Genomic DNA, 24,764 nt, shown 5'->3' with positions numbered 1-24,764 from the left:
AGCCAGTGTCAAGGCACATTTGGAGCGAATCAATATGCAGTGATTTGGCCTCGATGTGACACCATGGCACTGGATAGTTTAAATCGATTAGATTATATCCTGCCGCGTCACAGCGAGCGGCGTCAAAGCGGACAGACCATGACCAGCCAGATCATTCCCGTCGAGCCTTTCGACTTCATCATTTTCGGTGGCACCGGCGACCTGTCGGAACGCAAGCTGCTGCCCTCGCTGTACCACCGCCAGCGCGACCACCAGTTTTCCGAGCCGACCCGCATCATCGGCACCTCGCGCTCCAAGATGAGCGACGAGGAATTCCAGGCTTTCGCCAAGCAGGCGATTTCCCAGCATGTTAAGCCGGCCGACATCGACGCCGAGGAACTCAAGACATTTCTTGCCCGGCTGTCCTACGTATCGGCCGACGCGACGACTGGTGCCGGCTTCGACAAGCTGAAAAAGGCGATCGGCGAAAGCGACCGCATCCGCGCTTTCTATCTGGCGGTGGCGCCGGCGCTGTTCGGCGACATCTCGCACCAGCTGAAAGCCCACAATCTCATCACGCCGAATTCACGCATCGTGCTGGAGAAGCCGATCGGCCGCGACCTCGATTCGGCGCGCAAGCTCAACGACGTGGTTGGAGACGACTTCCACGAAAGCCAGATCTTCCGCATCGACCACTATCTCGGAAAGGAGACGGTGCAGAACCTGATGGCGTTGCGCTTTGCCAACGCGCTCTATGAGCCGCTTTGGAATTCTGCCCATATCGACCATGTGCAGATCACGGTGGCCGAGACCGTCGGTCTTGAAGACCGCGTCACCTACTACGACAAGGCCGGCGCGCTGCGCGACATGGTGCAGAACCACATGCTGCAGCTGCTCTGCCTGGTTGCCATGGAGGCGCCATCGTCGATGGATGCCGATGCCGTGCGCGACGAGAAGCTGAAGGTGCTGCGGGCGCTGAAGCGCATCAACGGCAATGAGGCACCCAAGCACACCGTGCGCGGGCAGTACCGCGCCGGCGCCTCTGCAGGCGGCGCGGTGAAAGGCTATGTCGAGGAACTCGGCAAAGACAGCTCCACCGAGACCTTCGTCGCCATCAAGGCCGAGATCGGCAATTGGCGCTGGGCCGGCGTGCCGTTCTATCTCCGGACCGGCAAAAGGCTGGCGACCCGCGTTTCGGAAATCGTCATCGAGTTCAAGCCGATCCCGCATTCGATCTTCGGCGACAGCGCCGGGCCGATCTCAGCCAACCAACTGGTGATCCGGCTGCAGCCCGACGAAGGCGTCAAGCAGTTCATCATGATCAAGGATCCAGGCCCGGGCGGCATGCGGCTGCGCCAGATTCCGCTCGACATGAGCTTTGCAACATCTTTCGACGGTCGCGCGCCGGACGCCTATGAACGGCTGATCATGGATGTTATCCGCGGCAACCAGACGCTGTTCATGCGCCGCGACGAGGTCGAGGCGGCATGGAAGTGGATTGACCCGATCCAGAACGCCTGGGAAAGCGCCAGGCAGGAGGCGCAAGGCTATACGGCCGGCACATGGGGTCCCTCGGCCTCGATTGCGCTGATCGAACGCGACGGGCGGACATGGCACGAAAGCAATTGAGCGAGCCCGTCTATAACTGGAACGGCTTTGCCGGGCGCCAGGACCTGGCGGCAGCCCTTGCCGGCAATGTCGCGGCGCGCCTGACCAAGGCCATCGACGAGCGCGGCACGGCCCTGCTTGCCGTTTCCGGCGGCACCACGCCGGCAAAGTTCTTTGCAGCACTTTCGGCCATTCCGATCGCCTGGAACAAGGTGACGGTGACGCTGGTCGACGAACGGTTCGTGCCGGCCTCCTCGCCGCGCTCGAATGCGGGGCTGGTCGCGGCCAACCTGCTGCAGAACAAGGCGGCTGCCGCGCACTTCGTGCCGCTCTACCATGAGGCGGCAAGCATCGAGACCGCCGCGGCGGCCGACGATGCGGCGCTGAAGGCTCTGCCCTGGCCCCTCGATGTCGTCGTGCTCGGCATGGGCGGCGACGGCCACACCGCCTCGTTCTTTCCCGACGCCGAGAATCTCGGCGATTTGCTCGACCCGGCCTCATCAAGGATCGTGCTGCCGGTTCACGCGGCAAGCGCCGGCGAACCCCGGTTGACGCTGCCGCTGGCGCGGATCGTCGACGCCGGCTTCATCGCGCTGCATATAGAAGGCGAGGACAAGCGCACCGCCTTCGACGGTGCGATGGGACCGGGTGCGAAAAAGCCCATCCGCAAAGTGCTCGAAGCGGCACCCACCCCGGTAGAGGTGTTCTGGGCACCCTGATTTCACGCAAAGCAGTCCCGTCAGACGGTGGAGGACGTTCTTCCGGGGCTCGAAAGGACCGACCATGACAGCCAGACGCGACATCGAAGCCATCACGGAACGCATCCGCCAACGCTCGAAAGCCGGCCGCGAGCGCTATCTCGGCCGCATCGCCGAGGCCTCCAGCCGCACCGCCAACCGCAGCGTCCTGTCTTGCGGCAACCTCGCGCATGGCTTTGCCGTCTGCAGCCCGTCTGAAAAGCTGGCGCTCGGCGCCGACAAGGTGCCGAACCTCGGCATCATCACCTCCTACAATGACATGCTGTCGGCGCATCACCCCTTCGAAACCTTCCCGGCGCTGATCAAGGAAGCCGCGAAGGAAGTTGGCGGCATCGCGCAAGTGGCCGGCGGCGTGCCCGCCATGTGCGACGGCGTGACCCAGGGACAGCCCGGCATGGAGCTGTCGCTGTTTTCGCGCGACGTCATCGCCATGTCGGCGGCGATCGGCCTGTCGCACAACATGTTCGACGCCGCCGTCTATCTCGGCGTCTGCGACAAGATCGTGCCGGGGCTGGTGATTGCAGCCCTCACCTTCGGCCATCTGCCGGCGGTGTTCGTGCCGGCCGGGCCGATGACGACGGGCCTGCCCAATGACGAGAAGGCCAAGGTTCGCCAGCTCTATGCCGAGGGCAAGGCCGGACGCGCAGAACTGCTCGAAGCGGAGTCCAAATCCTATCACGGGCCGGGCACCTGCACCTTCTATGGCACCGCCAATTCCAACCAGATGCTGATGGAGATCATGGGCCTGCATACGCCCGGCGCGTCCTTCGTCAATCCAGGCACGCCGCTGCGCGACGCGCTGACGCGCGAGGCGACCAGGCGAGCCCTGGCGATCACCGCGCTCGGCAACGCCTACACGCCGGTAGGCCGCATGATCGACGAGCGCTCTTTCGTCAATGGCGTCGTCGGCCTGCACGCCACCGGCGGCTCTACCAACCACACCATCCATCTCATCGCCATGGCCGCGGCGGCCGGCATCACGCTTACCTGGCAGGACATTTCCGACCTGTCGGAAGCGGTGCCGCTTCTCGCGCGCGTCTATCCGAACGGGCTTGCCGACGTGAACCATTTCCATGCCGCCGGCGGGCTCGGCTTCCTGATCCGCGAATTGCTCGACGAAGGCATCCTGCATGAGGATGTGCAGACGGTATGGGGCGAAGGCCTGAGGCCCTATGCGGTCGAGGCCCGGCTCGGCGAAGATGGCGGCGTCGTGCGTGAAGCCTCGCCGCTGCAGAGCGGCGACGAGAAGGTGCTGGCGCCGTTCAAGAAGGCCTTCCAGCCGACCGGCGGCCTGAAAGTGCTCGCCGGCAATCTCGGCCACGCCGTCATCAAGACGTCCGCCGTGAAGCCGGAACGCCGCGTCATCGAGGCGCCGGCCAAGGTGTTCGACAGCCAGCAGGGACTGAACGAAGCCTTCAAGGCCGGCACGCTGACCGGCGACTTCATCGCCGTCATCCGCTTCCAGGGCCCGAAGGCAAACGGCATGCCGGAACTGCACAAGCTGACCACCGTGCTCGGCATCCTGCAGGATCGTGGCCAGCGCGTCGCGCTGGTCACGGACGGGCGCATGTCTGGCGCTTCCGGCAAGGTGCCGGCGGCGATCCATGTAACGCCGGAAGCGGTCGAGGAAGGGCCGATCGCCAGGATCCATGACGGCGACATCATCCGGCTCGACGCCGATGCCGGCACGCTGGAAGTGCTGGTGCCGGGGCCCGAGCTCGCGCTGCGCCGCACGGCCGACATCGATCTCATCGGCAACGAGTTCGGTTTCGGCCGCGAGCTGTTCGCTGGTTTCCGCCAGCTGGTCGGCCGCGCCGACCACGGCGCCAGTGCTTTCGGCACGGCCTGAGGCATCATTGCCTATTTTGTAAAAAAGGCGGCTCGAGCTCGGTTTGAGGCCGCCCTTTGGTGAGGGATGGATGGCGATTACGGCTGAACCGTAATCTCGCTCCGTTCGCCGGCCTTGACCGTCACCGGCATTTCCTTGTCATGGCCTTGATCGGACATGTGGCGGAGGACGACATAGTCGCCGGCCGGGATAGTCTGCTGCCAGGTGTCGCCATAGTTCAGGCCGAGCGCCTTGCGGTTGCCCTGGATATCCTTCTTCGACGACAGCACCTCGATCGAATAGGCGCCCGGCGCCGACATCACCAGCACGCCGGCATCGAGCGTCACCTTGACGTCCTTGACGTCGCCAACCTTGACGCTGAAAGGCTGCTCGACGGTTGCGAGCTCAAGCGAGGTGACCGCGACATAATCGTCCGGCGGCAGCCAGAATTTGCTGTCGGGCCCATAGGAGTGGGCGACATCGTCACGCGAGCCGTCGATCTTTTTCTTGGCCTTGACGATCTGGACGCTGATGCCCGAGGAGTCGGCCTTGTCGCCACCTGCAGTGTAGTAGGCGTTGACGGCGGCATGGCCGACGCCGACGACTATGTCTTTTTCCACAGTCTGCCCGGCGGCGAGCTGGATGTTCTCGGTCACCGAGCCGCTGCCGATCGCAACCGTCACCTTCTGCTCACCAGCCGGCACGATGATCCTGGTGTCGCCATAGTGGGTGGTGCTGCCGCCCGGGAAGGCGAAGTCGACATGGGCTTCGTCACTGATCTCGGCGCCCTGGCTTGGCTTCGGATGGATGAGCATGGTGCCGGCGTTCAAGGTGAAGAGCGGCTTGTAGACCTGGCCCGCCTCGATCTTGACCTTCTGTTCCGCCCGAGCTTCGTCGGCGCGCGCGACGACGACATAGTCGCCCGGCTCGAGATTGGCCTCGTAGTTGTTGTACTGGGTGGTGACGGCCTCGCCGCGCGTGCCATCGGCCTTGGCCTTGTAGACCTCCCAGGCATTGCCGTCGGTGATCGGATCGCCGCCTTCCGCCATGACCACGCTCGGGATGAAATTGAATTCGGGCTTTGCCGGTTCAGGGGCAGGCGCCGGAGCGGGTTCGGGTGCCGGCGCCGGAGCCGGCGCGGCGACGGTTTCGACCAGTGCTTCCTGCAGCGCCTTCTCGTCCGAGGCCTGGATATATTTGCCGCCGGTGTTGTCGGCAAGGCAGGCGATCTGCTTGCCCTCGTCAGCGGTCAGGCCGAAGCCGACGACGTCGACGGTGAAATCGACGCCTGAGGCCTCCAGTTCCTTGCCCAGCGCGCACGGGTCACCTTCGCAGGTTTCAAGCCCATCGGTGATGAGAACCACGGTCGCCTTGTCCTCGGTGTATTTCAGAGCTTCGGCCGCCTGCTTGACGGCTGCGGTCAGCGGCGTCTTGCCGAGGAATTTCAGGCTGTCGGCAGCGGCCGAAATGGCGCTGGCCGAGCCGGCTTGCGGCGGCACGATCAGTTCGATGTCGTCGCAGCTGCCCTTTTCGCGGTGGCCATAGGCCATGAAGCCGATCTCGTCGTCGCCCGGGACCGACTGCAGCACGGTCCTCAGCGATTCGCGCGCGATCTCGAGCTTCGGCTTGCCGTCGATTTGGGCCCACATCGAGCCTGAAGCGTCAAGAATGATGATAACCTTGTTGGCGGCAAAGCCGAGCGAAGTCATCGACAAAAGGAGCAGCGCCGCAGCTACGCTCCGCAAAAGTCCCGCCATCGAAATCTCCTTGAGGCCGCCCTCTGATCCGCGCCGGAAGCTATTTGACAGCGCGTCCGGACACAAGCCTGGAGCGGGTTACTAGATCATGATGAGATTTGGATGAAATCTCATCATGATCTAACCCTTTGTTGGAGCACGATCTTTTCCAAAACCGGCACCCACTTTTTGGGATCATGCTTCTAACGGTTGCAGTGTAACAGGATCGGCGCCGGCAGAGCTGGTAACACGAAATCAGTAGGTGGTGCGCCGCTCTTCGGAAGGCGGACGGCCAAACTGCAGCCGATAGCTCTGCGCGAAATAGGAGTGCGAGGTAAAGCCGGTGGCAATGGCCACGTCGAGGATCGGCATGTTGGTCTGGCGCAGCAGTTCGCGCGCCCGCTCAAGCCTGAGCCGCATGTAGTAACGGCCGGGCGTGACGCTCAAATGGCGCAGGAACAAGCGCTCGACCTGGCGCACCGACAGGCCCGCCGATTTAGCAAGCTGCACGGCTGATAGCGGCTCGTCGAGATGGTCGGCCATCAGTTCGACGATGCGCCTTAGCTTCTCCGACTTGCCGGTCAGGTCGCGCTCCGGCCCGACGCGCTGGCGGTCGCCGGCGGAGCGGATGCGCTCATGCTGGAACTGGTTGGCAACGCCGTTGGCGAGGTTCGAGCCGAAGTCGCCACGCACGATCTCCAGCATCAGGTCGATCGAGGTGGTGCCGCCGGCGCAGGTGTAGCGCTTGCGGTCGATCTCGAAGACGTTGCCGGTGCAATTGATGTCGGGAAAGCGCTCGACGAAGCCGGCGCGGTTTTCCCAATGGATGGTGCAGCGATAGCCTTCGAGCTGACCGGCTTCGGCCAGGAGGTAAGAGCCCACCGACAGCGCGCCGAGCGCATTGCCGCGCCGGCCCCAGCTGCGCAGCGCCGCCAGCACCTTGCTCTTGCCGGGGAACTCGACCGACAGGCCCACCGACACGAACAGGATATCGACCGGTGGCAAATCGGCGACGGCATAGTCGATCTTGAGCGGCAGGCCGTTGGAGGCCATGACGGGATCGCCGTCGGCCGAGACCGTCGTCCAACCATAGAAATCGCGGCCGAGCAAGCGGTTGGCCGAGCGGAAGGTATCGATCGCCGCTGCCAACGAAAACATCGAAAACTTGTCGACCAGCAGGAACGCGAATTGCCGGCCCCCTTGAACGGGATCATCCACGACCGGCCGTTCAGAAGGTATAGTAAGGTTCGGCAAAGAAGCTGCTTTCTGGGTCAGAAGGAAGGCCGCTTCAAGCCGGCCGCAAGGTAGGCTGAGGCTAACGTATTGGCCATCAGCATGGCAATGGTCATCGGTCCGACACCGCCGGGCACGGGGGTAATGGCGCCGGCGGCCTTGGCCGCTTCGGCATAGGCTACATCGCCGACGAGGCGGGTTTTGCCTTCGCCCTTCTCGGGTGCGGCAATGCGGTTAATCCCGACATCGATCACGGTGGCGCCGGGCTTGACCCAGTCGCCCTTGATCATTTCGGGCCGGCCGACGGCGGCAACCAGAATGTCGGCTGTGCGGGCCAGTGCCGGCAGATCCTTGGTGCGGCTGTGGGCGATGGTGACGGTGCAGTTGGCGGCAAGCAACAGATTTGCCATCGGCTTGCCGACGATGTTGGAGCGGCCGACGACGACCGCGTTGAGGCCGGAAAGATCCTTGCCGCGCACGCGTTCGATCAAAAGCATGGAGCCGGCCGGCGTGCAGGGCACGAAGGCTGTTTCGAGTTCGCCGGTGCCGAGCTTGCCGACATTGATGAAATGAAAGCCGTCGACATCCTTTTGCGGTGCGATGGCCTGGATGATCTTGCCGGCATCGATATGGGCGGGAAGCGGCAGCTGCACCAGAATGCCGTTGATGGCCGGATCGGCGTTGAGTTCGCCGATGATCTTCAGCAGTGCCGCTTCGGACGTGTCGGCCGGCAGCGTGTGCTGCAGCGAATGAAAGCCGCATTCCTTGGCGGTGCGCGACTTCGACGCGACATAGACCTGGCTTGCCGGATCCTCGCCGACGATGACCACCGCTAAGCCGGGCTGGGCCTTTCCCTTGGCGACCAGGTCCTCGGTCAAGGCCTTGACCTTCTGAACCACGTCTGCGGCGACGATCTTTCCGTCAATCACTTCGGCCATGAACCATCCTCGACATCATTCCAGCCAAGGCGCGGCGCGCGCCTTGAACGTTGCTTCGTGCATGTCGTTGTTCCAAACGTTCCGCCCATTCGGGTAAAGCCCGACGGCAGCGCTTTTTGGGCGCCATGCTGCGCGGCATTGTCACGAAATTTGGCCTAAGCAATCCCGTCAAAGCGCCGTCACATGCCGTAAACTCGAAACCGGCAGCTTTTATTCTGTGCTGACGGGCTCAGAGCGACTCATCCTTTCACGGAAAGGCTGAACCGCTCTATTTCTTGTTTTGACGCAATTCCCAAGGGAAAGCGCGCTACGCGCTTTTCCCGGGAAAACCGTTTCACACTTTTCCTGGAATTGCTCAGAAATAGCGGCGGTGCGAACGGCTTTCGGTGAGTTCGCGCACCGCTTCGCGAAATTCGCGCAGGCTGGCGCGGATATCGTCGATTTGCGCCTGCTGGTCTTCCGGCGCCGCCCCAGCGGGCTGCGGAGAAGACCACGGCCCGGACGCCGCGGGCATCGGCTGAGCCTGCGAATAGGCATAGTCAGCCGGCTGACGAGGCTGCGCGTAGCCAGGCTGCTGCGCAGGGGAATTGGCGTGCGGAACCTCGTTCCGGAAGTCCGGCTGGCGATAGCCCACAGGCTCCTGCACCGGCCTTGTATATTCGGCGGCTGGTTGGGCGCGGTAGGTCTCGACGGGTTCGCCTGACGTCCCGCTACCCGGCGCGGCTTTGCGCATCGCCGAGAACAGTCCGTCGAACAGACCTGGGCTCCGGGCGGGAGCGGCCGCGGTCGGCAACACCGGAGGTGCTGCCGGTGGCGGCGCCACAGGCAGCGGCGCGCGATAGACCTTGTCCTCGACCGGAGGGCGGCGCTCGTCCATTCTGCCGCGCGAACGCGAATTGGCAGCGCCGCGCAGGCTGGCAAAGGCGCCGCGCATGGCGCCGACACCGATGCCCGAAGCAAGCCCGAGCAGCAGGCCGGCCATCGCTATTACAGCCCGCGACGGTCCGTTGGGGTCGAGCGGCGGTTGCGCGGGGGTCATCAGATTGATGTTGGTGGTGTTGATGTTTTGCTGTTCGCCGATCTCCTTGGCGCGCAGAAGGTACTGTTCGTAGACGGAGCGTTTGGCCGTGGCATCACGCTCCAGTTCGCGCAGGCTGACCAGATCGCTGTTGACGTCGCCGCTCTGGACCTTTGCCTGAGCCAGGCGGGAAGCGAGATCCTGCTCAAGCTGGACCGAGCGCTTCAAGTCGACCTGCAGCGACGAGGCGATGCGGCGCAGTTCGCCTGCGATGCGCTCGCGCGAGCCGTCGAGCTGGGCACTGAGCGCCTGGTATTCGGGATGACGCGGTCCCAGACGCACGGCGGCGCGGTCGGCCTCCTGCTTCAAAACTGCATATTGCGCGCGCAGTTCGCTCATCGTGTTGGAATTGATTTCTTCCGGCAAGGTGCCGTTGATGACCGAATTGACGTCCAGCGAACGCGCCGACGCGGCCCGGGCATTGAGTTCCAGCGTACGGGCCCGGGTGACTGAGAGCTGCTCGTTGAGCTTCAGCATCTGGTCGTCGCTGATCAGATGGCCCTGCGCGTCGACGAGATCATGCGTGGCCCTGAAATCCTCGACCTTGCGCTCCGCTGTCTCGACATTCTTGCGCAGGTCATCGAGCTTGGCCGTCAGCTGGTCCGTCGCGCGCCCGGCCATCCCGAACTGGTATTGGGCCGCCTCCTGCTGGAAAACGTCCCTGGTCCTATTGGCTATCTCCGCCGATTTGTCGGCGCTTTGAGTGGTGGCGCTGATGGAAACGACAAAGCTCTTGCCGCTGCGCTCAACCGACAGGCTCTTGGCCAGATTGCCGACCGCCAGCGCCTGGCGGCGCACTTCACCGCCGCCGCCAAGGCCATCCTGGCGCGACAGTATCGAGCGAATGAGCGACAGGACGCCAAGGCCGCCAGAGCCCTGTCCGTTGAATTCCGGATCGTCGACGAGATTGAGATCGGCCACGACCTTGTCGAGGACCCTGCCGGATGTCACCATCTTGATGCGGGTTTCGACAACAGCCAGCGCCGCATCGGGCTGCCCGACCGGTTGGGTGAGATCGTTGTCGGAAAGCTTCAGGTCGCCTGGCTCGATGACCATCTGTGTGGTGGCTTCGTATTTCTTCGGTGTCGAAACGGCGACGGCGACGCCGAGCACTGTGCCCAATATCGTCGTCGAGACGATCAGCAACTTGGAACGAGTAATGCCGCGGACGACCTGGAGCGGATCGATCAGCGGCTTCCATTCCTGCCCGTCATCGTCGTCGCGGTCCGGTCGCTGCTCGTGGAAAGAGCGGGGCTCATAGGCCGCGCGGGAGCTAGGCTCCTGACGCCGGCCGGAAACAGGCTCCTCACGCGCGCTGGCGGCCGAAACGGGTTCGCCGTCGGCCTGGAACTGCGGCGGCTCGGGCGGTGACGTTGGCGCCGGATTCGACCGCGCCTCGCGTTGCGAGCGGGCTATGCGGTGACGCGTGGCGGCATCATCGCGCCATGACGGATCGGCCCGGTCACCGATGGAGACCGCCGACGCATCCGCCGCCTCATCGCCGCGCACGGCTTTGCCGAGCGCCAGGAGGGAGCGCTCGCGCCTCCAGTCTTCACGGTTTTCCCTGTCGACCATTGTCTCGAAACTTTACCTTCGACGGCGCGGGAGCGGCGGTCGGCCAATCGTTAAGTCACGCTAAACAGGCATGGGAAACAAAAGGTTAATTTCCGAAGTCTGCAAGTGAAAGTTTCTCGCTTCGCCACGCATTGCCGGGATCTGTAAAATGGCGTCAGAACCGCACGTTAAGCTTTCCGGCTTACGGCTTTCCTAGATATGACGCAGGCCAGCGACATACCGCAAAGGCGGACACTCGCCCGCATCGGCACCTTCCTTGCCGAAAGACGGGGGCTGGTTCGCGACTATCTTTCAGCGATCAGCGGCGCCGGCGGGCGGCTGGTGTTCTCGCTCGCCTATTTCATTGCACTTGCGAACACGCTGTCGATTGCCGAGTTCGGCATGTTCGCCACCGCCTCGGCGGCCGGCGTCATGCTGTCGCGCATCCTCGCCTTCGGCTTCATCTCGGCGCTTTACCGCACAGCCACCATCCGCCCCAATCTGATCGGCACCTTCACCGCCGGCTTCCTTTTGCTTGGCGCCGTGTCCCTGCCGCTGCTGGCGGCCGCCTCGTGGGGCGTCTACCTGATCTTCTTCGCCAGCACCGTTCCGCTGGCCGTCTTTGCCGCAATCGTCTTTGCAGAGGCGCTTTTGTGGCGGCCGGTCGAGGTGGTGCTGATCGTCAACAACGGGCTCGGCAAATTCGGCCGCGCCGCCGTGCTGTCGATCGTGGCCACGGCGTTCCGCGCGCTGGGCGCCGTGCTGTTCATGCTGTCGGGCCAGCACAGCGTCTGGATCTGGTCGTTGTTCTACATCGGCGCCAACGCCGCCTCGCTGCTGCTGGCCTTCGGCTTCTATTATCCACGCCAGCGGCTGAGGCTGCGCACCGAGCTCTATCTCAGGCGGCTTGCCGATTCGATCTATGTTGCCGGAGCCGAAGTGCTGTTCTACCTGCAGTCGGAATTCGACAAGCTGCTCGTGCTGGCGATCGGCGGGCCGCATCTGGCCGGTATCTATGCCATCATCATGCGGCTGGTCGACCTGACGGCAATACCGATCCGCACCTTCTCGATGATGTTGGTGCAGAGGATGATGCGGGCGCCGGAGCTGTTGTCGCGACTGCGGGTCAAGAGCGGTATCGAAGCCGGCGTGTTCCTGGTGTCGACATTGGCGCTGGCCGCACTCGGCATCGTGCTGCATTTCTTCCCCAATGCACTTGGCCGGAATGTCGCCGAGGCGTCGCCCTTGGTGGCATTGGCAATCGGCGTGCCGGGACTGCGCAACCTGGTCGAATACCAGGCCGAGCTGCTGTTCGCGCGCGGCCAGACCGCGCTCAGGGCGCTCAACCTCGGCCTGCTGGCGGGGCTGAAGGCGGTGCTGTTGACCTATGTGCTGACCACGATTGCCGACACGCCCAGGCTTGTCGTATCGCTCAATGTCGTCTTCCTGCTGCTCTATCTCGCCTCGGCGCTGCTGACCTATTCGGCGCTGCGCAAGCCCGCCAAGGCAATCTAAGCCAATCCGATCAGGCGGCGGATGCGGCCGATATCGGTGCCGATGAAGGATTGCATGCCGATCGCCACCTGCCCCGGTGCCATAGCGGCGACGAAGCTGCGGAATTCGTCATCCGACAGCGCCTCCCCGGTCCAATGCACGCGGCAGAATTCCTCCGAGCCGTGGAAATGGCCGGCGCCCCCCAGCACATCGTCGACATAGCGGCCATAGATCATGCATTCGGAGAACCGGCGCACTGAAGCGATGACCTCGACCCAGCCGCGCGCGTGCACCTTCTCGATCTCGGCGCACATCGCCGTCACGGTCTGACGGCGCCAGGCGATCAGCGTCGAAATATAGTCGTGGTTCGAAACCTCGGATGCATCGATACCAATCGCCGAGGCCGCATTGCGCGACCAGATGCGATGCTCGTCGTGACCGTCGCTCGACAGCACGCCGTCGCGCCGGAACAGCCGCACCTTGCCGTCGCGCCAGAAGGCGCTCAGATCGAATGGCTTGAGGAAGGCGACGTCGGAATCGCAGAAGACCAGCACGTCCTCTCCGGCATGCGCAGCGATGGCGATGCGGCGCAGCTGCTGCACATGCCAGCCGCGCAGCGGCTGGGTCTTGAGACTGAGCCAGATGCGACGGCGAAAGAGGCTCATCGGATCGTCGAACACACGCAGCCAGCGCGGTAGCAGGTCGCGCTCGTCGACAATGCTGCGGCGGTCGTTTTCCAACTGGCGAAACAGCGCCACGTCGCGGTGCTCGACCAGAATGTAATGATGCGCCACGCCGGAGACATGGCGGTCGAAGGTCTCGCACAACAGGCGGCAGCGTTCGAAATCCGGCGCATAGCTGGCGGTCACCACCGCCGCCGTCGGCGTTTGCGGCAGGGCACCGGTCTCGGCTGCAGGGCTCGGCACGACGCGGCTGTTCACCGCAACTCTCCGGCGGGCTCGGGCCGACGCGAGAATTTCTGCCTGACGACACGCAGCAGGAACACCGGATTGCCGACGACGTAGCGGCGCCACAGCCGGCCGGGCTCGATGCACAGACGGAACAACCATTCGAGCCTCAGCTGGCGCATCCACAGAGGCGCCCGCGGCACCGTGCCGGAGAGAAAATCGAGCAGCGCGCCGACGGCGATCGGCAGCGTGCAGTGGCGGGCATCGATATGACGGGCGATCCACAATTCCTGGCGCGGCACGCCCATGGCCACAAGCAGCACGTCGGGCCGCAATGCCTCGATGCGATCGACGATCGCCTGCTCTTCGGCGGGGGAGAAATAGCCGTCATGGATGACGACGAATTCGTGCTGCACCGCCAGAGCGGCTAGCCTGACCGACGCCGCCTCGGCGTTGGCGCGGGTGGCGCCAAGCAACCCGACGGTCAGCGGCCTCGCCGATGCCTGCAGAAAGGCCGGAATGAGATCAGTGCCGTTGAGATTGTCCGGGAACGGCGCGCCGTAGAGCAGCTTTGCCGCCAGATCGACGCCAACGCCGTCAGGCAGGATGAGGAAATCGTCGAGCGCCTCGGCAAAGACCGGATCGGTAGAGGCGATGTTGGCGTTGTGAGCATTGAGAAAACTGACCTTGGTGAAGCGCCGCTCGGCAATCAGACGAGCGAGCAGCGCGATCGCGTCATCCCAGCCGATGGCAAGGACCGAAATGCCAAGGATCGTCTTCAGCGTATCGAGCCCGAAGGCGGCGCGGGCGGTGTGCATGTTCATGCAAACACCTCCTTCCCCACCGGCCCAAGCTTTTCCAGGCCGAGCCTGATGGCGGCATCCAGTGCCTTGATCTGCCGGCGGTGAAAGGCGCTGCCATCGACATCCTTGACATCGGCCGCCGCTGCCTCCAGCGCGCCGGCGAAGGCGGCCGGATCGTCGGTGATGAAACAATTTGCCGGGCGATGATCGATGCCGCGCAGCGAACGGCTGGTGGCGACCGACGGCAGGCCGAGTTCGAAGGTTTCGATGGTCTTGAGCTGAACGCCGCTGCCTGCGGTGCTGATCAGTGGAATGACGGCGGCGCCGCGCACGAAATCCTGGGCGTCGGGCACGCGGCCGACAAATTCGACACCGGGATGGGCAGAGGTGATATCCGACGGCATGTTGCCGGCGACCCTGATGCGAAAGCTCCGGCGAAGATGCGGCACGACTTTTTCCAGGAACCAGTCGAGGCCGATGCGGTTCGGCTGCCAGGTCCAAGTGCCGATCAGCGCCGCGTCGCAATCGACGCGGCGCGGCTTGACCGGCTTTGGCGCCGTGGCAGTGGTCACCAGCGGCAGCACCGCCGAGCGGTCGTCGCTGGCAACGCCGAGTGCGGCGCGGTCTTCCTCGGCCAGCGTGAAGACGAAGCGAGCCCGGCGGCAGAGCCGCTCCTCCATGGTCTTGAGCAGCCTGGCCTCGCGGGCAAACAGCAGGCGCTGGAAGCGACTGTTTGCTGCTGCCGCATTCTCTTTGGCCGAACCATGTTCGACATTGTGGGCGACGAAAATCGAGGGACGGTCGGCGAACAGTTTTTCAAAGGCGCCGGCGAACTGCACCGAATTCAGGACATAGCCGTCGAAGGGACCGGCGCGCTCGATCGCGGCACGGACTTCGCTGTCGGAAACCGCGCGCAGCTTCACGGAAGCGAAGGTGAGCCCTGACAGCACCGCCTTGCCAAGCCAGGCGAGCTTCTGCCGCGCCGAGGCGCTTTCCGTGCGCACGTCGACGGCGCCGAGCACGATGGTGTTTTCGGGGTCGCTGGGCGCCTTGCCCGGCCAGATGAAGCCGATGACGGTGACGCGCACGCCGGCGCGCCGCAAGGCGGCGATGATCGCAGCATTGGCGATCTCATAGCCCGAAGCGAGAGCGCCGTCGGGCACGATCGATGTGGCGAACAGCAGATGCATCTCACCTATCCAGGCGTCAGCCACTAGCAAAGCTGGGTGAACCCTTGATTAAATCACGCAACGCAACGGCTGAAAGGCGCGGACCGGCAGGCGCCGCTGCGAAAGGTGATTAACGAAACGTTATCGTCGCGGTGTTATCGAAAGCCAGATTCAAAACATGCGGCTGGAGCGGATGATCCCTTTGCCATCGGACGGTTCGGTATCGATTGCGGGACGCTCTCCGGGGCTCGCCGCAGAGACGATGGAAGCCGTCGTCACGCTGCCGACCTTCAAGCGGCCGCAACTGCTGCTCGAAACGCTGGCGTCGCTCAAGGCACAGCAAACCAGCCGGCGCTTCGCCGTCATCGTCATCGAAAACGAGGCCGAGGCGCGTGAGGGCGCCCAGGCGGCCGTGCCGCTGTTCGAACGCGACGATATGAAGGGCATGGTCATCATCGCGCATGAGCGGGGCAATTGCAGTGCCTACAATGCTGGCTGGCAGACGGCGATCCTGCATTTTCCGGATTTCCGCCATTTGCTGGTCATCGACGATGACGAGATCGCCGACGCGGACTGGCTGGAGCGCATGTGCAGGACGGCGGAGACGCTTGGCGCCGACATTGTCGGTGGCCCGCAAGTGCCGGTGTTTACCGATCCTGCTCACGCCAAATGGGCCGAGCACCCGGTGTTTGCGCCGCCCTATCGCCAGACCGGGCGCGTGGCCGCACTCTATTCCTCGGGCAACCTTCTGGTCGGGCGCAATGTGCTCACCATCATGGGGCCACCCTTCCTCGACCTGCGGTTCAACTTCATGGGCGGCGGCGATTCCGACTTCCTCAGCCGCTCGGCGCAGAAAGGTTTCGTGCTTGGCTGGTGCGCCGAGGCAAAGGTGCGCGAAGGCGTTCCGGCCCGGCGCGTCGAGGCTGACTGGATCCGCGCCCGATCCTTACGCAACGGTATAATCTCGACGCTGGTCGAAAAGAAGAAGCGCGCCGGCACGCCATTCGCCGGCGCCAAGGTGTTTGCAAAAAGCCTGGCGCTGCTGATAGCCTCGCCCGTGCGCGGCGCAATCAAATTGGCGCGGACAGGATCGCTGTCGACGGCGCTTTACCCCGTCTATGTCTCGCTCGGCCGCGTGCTTGCCGAATTCGGATACGCCAATGAGCAATACAGGCAGCCTGAGAAGAACTGACGAGCTGCTGCTGGGCGGCATCGTCACCCGCGACGGCGTGGCGACGGCGATTGCCGCGCTGTTGTTTGCCGTCGTCATCGTGTCGTTCCGGCCGTTTCAGCCGGCAGGCGCGGAACTGACCGGCGACGGCGGCGACATCGTCAACCAGCTCGGCTTCAGTTCGCTCGGCGCCATTTCGATCTTCTCACTGCTGACGTTCGCCGACCCCAAGGTGGTGCGCTCGCTGCTCAGCCCGTCCTGGATTCTGATGCTCGGCTTTTTCATGCTTTCGGTCATCAACGCGACCGACCCGTCCTCGGCCATGCGCGCGGCCTTCTTCACGCTGCTTGGCGTTTTGACGATAGCGACGGTGCTGGTGCTGCCGCGCGACGCCGACAGTTTTTCGAAAGTCATCATATTCTGCGCGATCGTCGTTATCGGCCTGTCCTATATCGGCCTCATCGTCTTTCCGCATGAGGCCCTGCATACGGCCGATTCGCAGGAGCCCGAACATGCCGGCCTGTGGCGTGGTGTGTTCGCCCACAAGAACATTGCCGGACCAATCATGGCCTGCTTCAGCTTCGCCGGCCTCTATCTCTTCCGGCGCGGCCAGAAATTCTGGGGCGTGGCGATCTTCGGCGCGGCGATGATCTTCATGCTGCACACCGGATCCAAGACGACGGCCGGCCTGGTGCCGTTCTCGATCCTGATCGTCGTGCTGCCGGGCCTGATCGGCATGCGGTTCGGCACGCCGATCCTGTTTGCACTGGCGATCATTGCGACGGCCATCGGCACCTTAGGCATCGTCTTCATCCCGCCGGTGAAGGAGCTGGCGGCCACCTATTTCCCCGACCTCACCTATACCGGGCGCGCGACGCTGTGGGAGTTCTCCGGCGAGATGCTGGCGAAGAAGCCCTGGACCGGCTACGGCTATGAAAGCTTCTGGGGCACGCCGCTGCTGCTCAGCCAGGACCAGCCCTTCGACCGGGCCTGGGACATCCGGACGATCGTGCATGGCCATGACGGCTATCTCGACATTGCGGTGCTGATGGGCATCCCGGCGCTGTGCGTTGCCGTCTACACTTTCCTGATCGCGCCGCTGCGCGACTACATGCGCATCCCGCCGCGCAAGGAGAACATCTATCTCGGTGACTTCTTCATGATGGTGGTGCTGTTCACGGCGCTGAACGCGTTCCTGGAAAGCTTCTTCTTCCATCGCGGCGACCCGGTGTGGCTGTTCTTCGTGCTCGGCGTGCTTGGCTTGCAGCAAGTGTCGCTGCGGCCGATCGCGGTGCGCCGGCGACCTTGACCGGCTGGCCTGATCCAGCACCCCTTGAGGGGCTTTCCCGTCTGCCCGCTAGCGTCTAAGGAGAACCCTTGTCTCGGAGGGCTCTCAATGACGATCAGGCTTGTTCTCGCCGGTTGCGGCAATATGGGTTACGCCATGCTTGCGGGCTGGCTGAAATCCGGCAAGCTTGCCCCGCAAGCCGTGTTCGTGGTCGAGCCCAATGCCGAATTGCGCAAGCGCGCCGAGCACCTCGGTTGCAGTGTCGCCGCGGACGCGAACGGGATCCCCGCCGACGCAGAGCCCGACCTCGTCGTCATCGCCGTCAAGCCGCAGGTGATCCGCGACGTCACCGCCGCCTATAAGCGCTTCGGCGACGGCAGGACTACCTTCGTCAGCATCGCCGCGGGCACGCCGGTCGCCACCTTCGAGCACATACTCGGCCATCTCGCGCCTGTTATCCGCTGCATGCCCAACACGCCGGCCGCGATCGGCAAGGGCATGATGGTGGTCTATTCCAACCCGCTGGTGACCGACGACATCAGGCGTTTCGTTGCCGAGCTGCTGTCGGCGAGCGGTGTGGTGACGACGATCGACGACGAAGGCCTGATGGACGCGGTGACGGCGGTTTCGGGGTCCGGTCCGGCCTACATCTTCCATTTCATCGAGGCGCTTACGGTTGCAGCCGAGAAGGCCGGGCTGCCGACCGAGACCGCCAGGCTGCTTGCCATGCAGACCGTCTATGGCGCTGCTGCACTCGCTGCCGAAAGCGGCGAGGAGCCCGGCGTCCTGCGCCAGCAGGTGACCAGCCCCAACGGAACCACGGCAGCCGCCCTTGCCGTGCTGATGGGCGAAGACCGGCTGACGAAGCTGCTGACCGAGGCGGTGGAAGCCGCGCGGCTGCGGTCGGTGGAATTGGGGAAGTAGCCGAGACGCTCGCGGGGCCGTATCAGCCCCACTTCATCTCACCCTTGGCGACCTTTGCGCCCAGTTCCAGGGACGAGACGTCAAGAAGATCGGGATAGCGCCGCTTCATCGCTGCAATCAGCTCGACGCTGGATTTCGCTTTTTCGGCTTCCTTATTGAAAGCTTCGAGGTAGGCGCGGGTGAATTCCACGGCCGCCAGACCGTCCGGTGCACCGGCTACCTGATGGGACGGCACCACGATGTTGGGTTTGCGGGACGCGATTTCGTTGAGCGCGGCAATCCATTTCTTGCGGTCGTCTACGGTTGGCTCGTCGGCAACCCAGACATGTACGCCGGACGAGATCAGCACGCCGCCGAACACCGCTTCAAGGCTGGGCACCCAGAGATACCGCCGGTCTTTCAGATCGGCGACGGTGACGATCTCGATCTTGTTTCCTTCGATTTCAAGTGAGGTGATATCGGATGCCTCGGGAATGACGACATCCGCCAGGACCTTCGGTCCATTGTCCTTGAGCTGCGGGCCCCAGACATCCAGCTTGGCTTGCACATTGGCTTTGATGGCAGCCACCGTCGCAGCGGCCGCGATGATCTTGGCGCCGGGGAATTCATCCGCGACGGGACGCAGGCCGAAATAATAGTCAGGGTCGCTGCAGCTGACGTAGATCGTGGTCAGAGTCTTGCCCGTCGCCTTGATCGCATCCGCGACCGCACGGCCATCCGACAGCGTAAATCCGCCATCGAGGAGGATGGCTTCCTTCTCACCGGTCAGCAGCACCGGCGTGCGGCGGAAACCCTTCTCGTCAGCCTGAAAATAGGTCCATTCCAGCTTGGCGACGGCCTTGGCTGCAAAAGCCAGAGGCTGAAGCATGGCAACCATGCCCGTTGCCAGAAGGGTTTTCATTGTTTCGCGTCTTGTCCAAATGGTTTGCAAGATTTCAACCTCAATGGGGTTCAACTGATCGTTCGGAGATTGGCATCTCGGCATCGTTTGAAAAACCCGGATCAAAAAGACAGACTATATGAATGGATCATACAATGGCAGCCGATGGTCTGCGTCGTCAGCACGAGCGCAATGATCAGGCGTGTTGCGCGAGCAGGTCAACAGCCCATGGCGCGAGCGCGGCAGCATTTGGCCTGCTGGGCGGGAGCGGCTGACGAAGCTGCTGGCCGAATCGTGGAACTGGGGCAGTAGGATCAGGCCAGATCGGTGTGGGAAAAGTCTTTCCCTTTGTAGAGCAAGGGCATCCCACAGCTTTTTGCCGAGGCATATGACAGGCAGTCAGCGAGATTGAGCTGAGCCGGGTGGCCGCGACCTTTGCCATAGTTCGAAAAAGCCTGGATCGCGAGCTTGGCATCACCGATTTCGATCGGAACCACCTCGATCTCGGCCTCACGCAGGAAGTCCTCTATCGCCTTTTCGGCGAAGAGCGGCTCCACCACCAACTTCGATGAAAGCCGCATCGCCGCTTCGAGCACGACCAGCGGAGATGTGATCCGTATCGAGGCCTGCCCGATCCGGCGGCTCCAATCGGCGGCGTCTTCCTCTCCGGCGAGGACAGCGATCACCACCGAGGTGTCGATGAACATCAGGAATGTCCCCACATCTCGTCGATCTCATCCCTAGTCAAATCCCTGCCGCCGCCTCCCGCCTTGGCCTTCAGATCGTTCGATATGGCGGCCAGCCGCTCAGCCAGCGGAACCTGTTCACGTTCGCGCTGAAGTTCGGATTCGAGCGCTTCGATCACCGCTTCGGTCAATGAAATCTTTCGCTTTTCGGCAAGCTGCCGGGCGAGGTCACGGGCGCGCGGGTCTCTGATCTGGAGATTCATTCTGGAAGCCTCCGTTCGCTGTCACTACAATATAGTGATCTTGTCATGACAAAGCCAGAGAGCTGGCCTGTTCATGCCATCTCAGCCCCGTAGAGCATATCATCCTGCAGCTTACGCAAAGCGAACAGCCTGGTAGTGCGGTCGGGCGTAGCATTGTCGGCGGTGAGCAGTTCGCCCTTCCTCACCGGTTTCAGCACCTTGCCGCCTTCGAGCAGGCCGACCGGCACTGCCAGATTGGCGCGCGCCTCTTCGACGGTCATGGTCCAGGAGCGGTAGCAAGTCTCGCCGATGGCATCGAAGGTCTCGCCCGTGGCGAGATCGCGCTTGGCCACCGCGCAGACTTCGGCCACCGGCTTCGGCAGCGGCACCATGTCGGGGCGGCCGTAGAGCATGATACGGGCCGCCGTCAGCGGCACTTCCAGCGAGGTCAGATGATACGGCCGGAAGAAGCTGTAGTAGGGGCCGTGGCCTATGTGCAGGTCGTCCATGCGCTCGACGATGCGCGGATGCGTCGCCTCGACGATGACGAACACGCCGGGCGCCACGCCCTTGCCGATGGTGTAGTCGACAACGCCCTTCTTCGACAGGATGCCGCCATCCGCCTTCGGGATGAGCACCTTGGCCAGCTGATCGCGGTCGGCCTTTGGGCCGTGCATGCCCGGCACATCGGGCACCAGCCCGGTGGCGTTGGCGATGGCGCACATCTCGACCATGGTTTTCGAGCCGTCTACGAACTCGACCAGCATGCGCGGGTTCATGTTGCGGCGAAGGGCTTCCTCGCGATAGTCATCCGGAACGGCATCGTGGTTGAGCGGGTTGTTCTTGCCCTTGCCAGCCGAGACGATGGTGTAGCCGAGCGCGGAGGCAAACTCGATCAGCTCCATGCAGCTCGACGGCTCGTCGCCGGCGCCGACCGAATAGACGACGCCGAGCCGGTCTGCCTGCTGCTTGAGGTAGCAGCCGATCGTGACGTCGGCCTCGACATTCATCATCACCAGGTGCTTGCCGTGCTCCATCGCCTTCAAGTCGAAATCGGCGGCGACACCAGGCTTGCCGGTGGCGTCTATGACGACGTCGATCAGCGGATTGGTGACCAGCATCTCGTTCGTGGTAATGGCGATTTTGCCCGCCTCGATCGCCGCGGTGACTTTCGAGCCCCTGTCCGCCTCGACCGCCATCGCCTCATCGCCATAGGCGATGCGGATGGCGTCACGGGCGGTGTGCGGGCGGCGTGTCGAGATGGCCGCGACCGAGATGCCGGGCATCAGCATGCCTTGCGTGACCAGGTCGGTGCCCATTTCGCCGGAGCCGATGACGCCGATGCGCACCGGGCGGCCCTCGGCGGCGCGCCTGGCGAGATCGCGGGCCAGTCCGGTCAGGGCGACATTGGTCATGCAAGCGTGTCCACGGCTTCTTGATTGCAGGCGGGAATAGCAGGGAACGGCCCCGCTTTGCCAACGAAACCGGCGAACACCGGCAATTTCTCCGGCAACAGGCCCGGCCGGTGAGGCCAACCCCGGTAGAGGCTGATTGACCCGCCTCGGCGTCAAACCACCCTGATATAGCTCGTCATGCCGGTTTTCTGATGTTCGATGATGTGGCAGTGCAGCAGCCAGTCGCCGGGATTGTCGGCGACGAAACCGAGCTGAACCTTCTCGTTGGGCTGCATGAGATAGGTGTCGGAGATGACCGGCTGAACCTGGCGCGTCGAAGACGACAGCACCTTGAAGCTCATGCCGTGCAGATGCATGGGATGCGATTGCGGCGTCAGGTTTTCCAGGTCGATGACATAGCTTTGGCCGAGCTTCAGCTCGGCCAAAGGCGCGGTCGGATCCGGCGTGTCGCCGGGCCACGGCACCTTGTTGATGGCCCAGAAGGAGTAGCCGAGCGTGCCACATATGCTGTCGCTCGGCACGTTTTCCGCGGTGGCGCTGAGCGAGAGCGCGATGTGTTTCGCGCTGGCGAGATCCACCTCCGGCACCGGGTTCGCTTCCAGCGGTGCGAGGTCGCTCAGGTCGCGCTTAAGCGAGCTTCCGGTGGCGCGCAAGGTGGCGAGGACCTTGGGTTTGGTGCCCCTGATGTCGCCCAGGCTGACGATCGCGCCCTCCTGGTCAGGCATGCGGATGGCGAGCTCCATGCGCTGCCCCGGTCCGAGCAGCAAGGCATCGGGCGCAAAACGCTGCGGCACCGGATTGCCGTCCAGCGCGATGACCGCGGCCTCCCCACCCTCGACGCGAAAAGCGTAGATGCGGGTGACATCGGTGATGGCGACCCGCAGCCGCACCAACCCGCCGGCCGGCGCGTCGAATTGCGGCTGGTCGAGCCAGTTGGCGGTGCGCACCGTGCCATAGGTTCCGGTTTTTGCGGCATCGCGCGGCCGGAATTGCTGGATGAACTGCGCGTCGTCGCCGAGGCGCCAGTCGCGCAGATTGACGACGGCTTCGGCGTCGAATTTTGGATCGTTGGGGTTCTCGACCACGATCACGCCGGTGAGGCCATGGCCCATCTGCTCCAGCGTGTTGCAATGCGGGTGATACCAGAAGGTGCCGGCGTCGGGCGGGGTGAAGGCGTAGTCGAAATGATCGCCGGTGTAGACGTAGGGCTGAACCAGGAAGGGGACGCCGTCCATCTTGTTTGGAACGCGAATGCCGTGCCAGTGGATCGTCGTCGGATCGTCGATGCCGTTGACGAGGCGGGCGGCGAAAGGCTCGCCCTTTTTCATCCTGAGCACCGGCGGCATTCCGGCCTCTCCATAAGTCAGCACATCGCGGGTCTGGCCGATATCCATGAACCTGGCCTGGATCTTTGCCGTCTTGAGCACCACCGGCTCAGGTGTGACAGCTGCCCAACCGCTGAGCCTGGTCATTGCTGCCAGCCCGACGCCGCCACCGCCGGCAACCGCAGCCGTTTTCAGAAGCCCGCGGCGGGTGAATAGGGTCATCTGGCGCTCCAACGGAATATGATTACCTGTCGTCCTGAATGACGGGTGGCGACCGGCGCACAAGCCGATACTGCCACATCGCATCTCTGTCATGCCATGGCGAGCCGGTGACATCTGCTTGCGCAACAGCGTGAACGCTGGCGTGCCCACCATTCGCCCGCATCCGGGAGCGCGGGCTCGGATTAATGCAACTCGGCCAGCAACGCCTGTGCCTCGGCGAGGTTCTTTTCGGAACCGGCGGCGAGATCGTCCATCTTACGCGCGCGGAAGACAACGAGCGCGTCCTGGCATGCGGCGATCGCTTCCTGTGCCATCGCCTTGTCCTTGTGGGCGGCGCCCAGATCGACCAGCACGTCGCACAGGCTGTCCTGCGTGAAGGCGACGGCCGGCACCGAATTGATCTTCTTTTGCACCACGATCGCCTCGCGCAGGACCAACACCGCCTCCTCGAAATGCGCGACATTGTTTTCGGCGCGGCCGGCCATGGTCAAGGCATAGCCCATCTCGTTGCGTGCATTGGCCCAACGTTCGGGATCGCGCTCGCGACCGATCTGCTCGGCAAGCGCCCGGTTGACGGCAACCGCCTCCTCATACAATTCCGCCGAAGGCTCGCGGGCCGCGATCATGCTCAGCGTCTGCGCGAGACTGGTCTGATTGGTGATCCAGAGACCGGGATCGCGGGTGATCGTTCGCACCGTGGCGAGGTCGCGGTAGATCTGAGCGGCTCGTTTCAGCTTGCCGACATCGTTCGCCCAGTAACCAAGACTCGACAGCCCGCCGGCGAGATTGTTCTGATTGTTCTCCCAGACAGCCAGCGCATTCTCGCGCGTTACCACGCTGAGCGCTGCGTCATAGGCGGCAATCGCGAGGGTGAGCAACTCGACGTCCTTGCCGTCCGCGGCCATCAGCAAGGCATTGCCGATATCGCCCTTGGTGCGCGCCCATTGCATGCGGTCGGGAAAACCGTCGTAGATCCGCGCTGCCGTCTCGAAGCTCTCCACGGCCTTGGCGTAGAACGTGGCGTCGCCACCAATCCGGCCCTGGCTGTAGAGGGCAAAGCCGAGGTCGTAATTGATATTGGCCCACTCCTCCGGGTCGGCGTCCTTGGAGTAGGCGGGGAGCGCGGCTTCCAGCATGTCGGCTGCTTGCGCCAGCAAGTCCAGGTTGGATGTATTGTCGCCCAGGATCGACAGGGTCTGGCCGAGCACGCGGCGCGTCTGGCCGATCTCCGTGACATCACCGCCTTTCGTCTGCCCGTCGAGCGCCGCCCGCAGCGCGTCGACCGATTGCTGCAGCAGTTGATCGTCAGAGGCCAGCTTGCCTGACATCATCAACGCGCAGCCGAGGCGGAATTCCGTCTTGGCCCAATTGGCTGGGTCCTTGTCGCGGGTGCGAACCCTGAGCACCTGACCGTAGACATCGAGGTCCATTCCGGACACATAGGTTACGGTTTATATCGGAGACATGGGTAACACTTTTGGCCCGAAGGGGTTTTGGAGTGGTTCGAGCCTGCATGTCTCATCAT

20 protein-coding genes are annotated in these 24,764 nt (G+C 63.6%); 7 read left to right on the top strand and 13 right to left on the bottom strand.

Translation table 11 applies throughout. The annotated features are described in order from the left end of the window. The first annotated feature begins 138 nt into the window (after nucleotides 1–138). The 3 genes from zwf (at nucleotide 139) to edd (ending at nucleotide 4,194) form a co-directional block, all read left to right on the top strand. A complete protein-coding gene (gene zwf, locus NKH38_RS27755; RefSeq protein ID WP_023669307.1) occupies nucleotides 139–1,608 on the top strand; it encodes a glucose-6-phosphate dehydrogenase in 1,470 nt (489 codons plus the stop codon). Continuing rightward, nucleotides 1,590–2,306, top strand: coding sequence for a 6-phosphogluconolactonase (gene pgl, locus NKH38_RS27750; RefSeq protein ID WP_023669306.1), 717 nt, complete (start codon nucleotides 1,590–1,592; stop codon nucleotides 2,304–2,306). The genes zwf and pgl overlap by 19 nt, the downstream gene beginning before the upstream one ends. Before the next feature lie 64 nt (nucleotides 2,307–2,370). Then, nucleotides 2,371–4,194: a phosphogluconate dehydratase gene (gene edd, locus NKH38_RS27745; protein ID WP_352764545.1), complete on the top strand. Its 1,824-nt coding sequence runs from the start codon at nucleotides 2,371–2,373 to the stop codon at nucleotides 4,192–4,194. A 77-nt stretch (nucleotides 4,195–4,271) separates the two neighbouring features. Here the strand turns inward: edd and NKH38_RS27740 are convergent, their stop codons facing one another. The 4 genes from NKH38_RS27740 to NKH38_RS27725 all read right to left on the bottom strand — a co-directional run bounded on the left by NKH38_RS27740 (nucleotide 4,272) and on the right by NKH38_RS27725 (nucleotide 10,733). After that, nucleotides 4,272–5,930: a vWA domain-containing protein gene (locus NKH38_RS27740; protein WP_352764548.1), complete on the bottom strand. Its 1,659-nt coding sequence runs from the start codon at nucleotides 5,928–5,930 to the stop codon at nucleotides 4,272–4,274. 234 nt (nucleotides 5,931–6,164) lie between these two features. Continuing rightward, nucleotides 6,165–7,163 carry a GlxA family transcriptional regulator gene (locus tag NKH38_RS27735; protein WP_032888631.1) on the bottom strand — a complete coding sequence of 333 codons (999 nt, stop codon included), beginning with the start codon at nucleotides 7,161–7,163 and terminating at the stop codon, nucleotides 6,165–6,167. A 17-nt stretch (nucleotides 7,164–7,180) separates the two neighbouring features. Further along, nucleotides 7,181–8,080, bottom strand: a complete 900-nt coding sequence (gene folD / locus NKH38_RS27730; RefSeq protein WP_023669302.1) for a bifunctional methylenetetrahydrofolate dehydrogenase/methenyltetrahydrofolate cyclohydrolase FolD — start codon at nucleotides 8,078–8,080, stop codon at nucleotides 7,181–7,183. A gap of 355 nt (nucleotides 8,081–8,435) precedes the next feature. After that, complete coding sequence (locus NKH38_RS27725) at nucleotides 8,436–10,733, bottom strand: GumC family protein (RefSeq protein WP_352764551.1); 2,298 nt, start codon at nucleotides 10,731–10,733, stop codon at nucleotides 8,436–8,438. Between the two features lie 198 nt (nucleotides 10,734–10,931). On the opposite strand from NKH38_RS27725, the gene NKH38_RS27720 reads away from it, so the two are divergent. Further along, a complete protein-coding gene (locus NKH38_RS27720) occupies nucleotides 10,932–12,227 on the top strand; it encodes a lipopolysaccharide biosynthesis protein (RefSeq protein ID WP_352764553.1) in 1,296 nt (431 codons plus the stop codon). Here the strand turns inward: NKH38_RS27720 and NKH38_RS27715 are convergent. From NKH38_RS27715 to NKH38_RS27705, 3 genes are read right to left on the bottom strand one after another with little or no spacing between them, the layout of a single operon-like run. After that, complete coding sequence (locus NKH38_RS27715) at nucleotides 12,224–13,147, bottom strand: DUF6492 family protein (protein ID WP_023689339.1); 924 nt, start codon at nucleotides 13,145–13,147, stop codon at nucleotides 12,224–12,226. The genes NKH38_RS27720 and NKH38_RS27715 overlap by 4 nt on opposite strands. Then, nucleotides 13,144–13,938 (bottom strand): WecB/TagA/CpsF family glycosyltransferase, encoded by a 795-nt coding sequence (locus tag NKH38_RS27710; RefSeq protein WP_023669298.1) that lies wholly within the window; start codon nucleotides 13,936–13,938, stop codon nucleotides 13,144–13,146. The genes NKH38_RS27715 and NKH38_RS27710 overlap by 4 nt, the downstream gene beginning before the upstream one ends. Beyond that, a complete protein-coding gene (locus NKH38_RS27705) occupies nucleotides 13,935–15,107 on the bottom strand; it encodes a glycosyltransferase (protein ID WP_352764558.1) in 1,173 nt (390 codons plus the stop codon). Before NKH38_RS27705 ends, NKH38_RS27710 begins: the two co-directional genes overlap by 4 nt. Nucleotides 15,108–15,279: 172 nt before the next feature. On the opposite strand from NKH38_RS27705, the gene NKH38_RS27700 reads away from it, so the two are divergent. The 3 genes from NKH38_RS27700 (at nucleotide 15,280) to proC (ending at nucleotide 18,469) form a co-directional block, all read left to right on the top strand. After that, the gene (locus NKH38_RS27700) at nucleotides 15,280–16,278 is read left to right on the top strand and encodes a glycosyltransferase family 2 protein (protein WP_352764561.1); all 999 of its coding nucleotides are present in this window, start codon (nucleotides 15,280–15,282) and stop codon (nucleotides 16,276–16,278) included. After that, nucleotides 16,247–17,566, top strand: coding sequence for an O-antigen ligase family protein (locus NKH38_RS27695; protein ID WP_352764564.1), 1,320 nt, complete (start codon nucleotides 16,247–16,249; stop codon nucleotides 17,564–17,566). The genes NKH38_RS27700 and NKH38_RS27695 overlap by 32 nt, the downstream gene beginning before the upstream one ends. Before the next feature lie 87 nt (nucleotides 17,567–17,653). Continuing rightward, entirely contained in the window at nucleotides 17,654–18,469 is an 816-nt protein-coding gene (proC, locus tag NKH38_RS27690; RefSeq protein ID WP_023669294.1) for a pyrroline-5-carboxylate reductase, read from the top strand. A 22-nt stretch (nucleotides 18,470–18,491) separates the two neighbouring features. Here the strand turns inward: proC and NKH38_RS27685 are convergent, their stop codons facing one another. From NKH38_RS27685 to NKH38_RS27660, 6 genes are all read right to left on the bottom strand, one after another. Further along, nucleotides 18,492–19,391, bottom strand: coding sequence for an MBL fold metallo-hydrolase (locus tag NKH38_RS27685; protein WP_352764582.1), 900 nt, complete (start codon nucleotides 19,389–19,391; stop codon nucleotides 18,492–18,494). 272 nt (nucleotides 19,392–19,663) lie between these two features. Further along, nucleotides 19,664–20,056, bottom strand: a complete 393-nt coding sequence (locus NKH38_RS27680; RefSeq protein ID WP_352764568.1) for a type II toxin-antitoxin system VapC family toxin — start codon at nucleotides 20,054–20,056, stop codon at nucleotides 19,664–19,666. After that, a complete protein-coding gene (locus tag NKH38_RS27675) occupies nucleotides 20,056–20,298 on the bottom strand; it encodes a type II toxin-antitoxin system VapB family antitoxin (RefSeq protein ID WP_352764570.1) in 243 nt (80 codons plus the stop codon). The genes NKH38_RS27680 and NKH38_RS27675 overlap by 1 nt, the downstream gene beginning before the upstream one ends. 71 nt (nucleotides 20,299–20,369) lie before the next feature. After that, nucleotides 20,370–21,692, bottom strand: a complete 1,323-nt coding sequence (locus tag NKH38_RS27670; protein ID WP_352514675.1) for an NAD(P)H-dependent oxidoreductase — start codon at nucleotides 21,690–21,692, stop codon at nucleotides 20,370–20,372. Nucleotides 21,693–21,844: 152 nt separating this feature from the next. Continuing rightward, entirely contained in the window at nucleotides 21,845–23,239 is a 1,395-nt protein-coding gene (locus NKH38_RS27665; protein WP_352638754.1) for a multicopper oxidase family protein, read from the bottom strand. Nucleotides 23,240–23,421: 182 nt separating this feature from the next. Next, nucleotides 23,422–24,669, bottom strand: coding sequence for a hypothetical protein (locus tag NKH38_RS27660; protein WP_352764574.1), 1,248 nt, complete (start codon nucleotides 24,667–24,669; stop codon nucleotides 23,422–23,424). Between the last annotated feature and the right edge of the window lie 95 nt (nucleotides 24,670–24,764).

This window comes from Mesorhizobium sp. M1078 (assembly GCF_040318615.1).
GTDB lineage: Bacteria > Pseudomonadota > Alphaproteobacteria > Rhizobiales > Rhizobiaceae > Mesorhizobium.
This window is presented reverse-complemented; position numbering and strand designations above follow the sequence as displayed.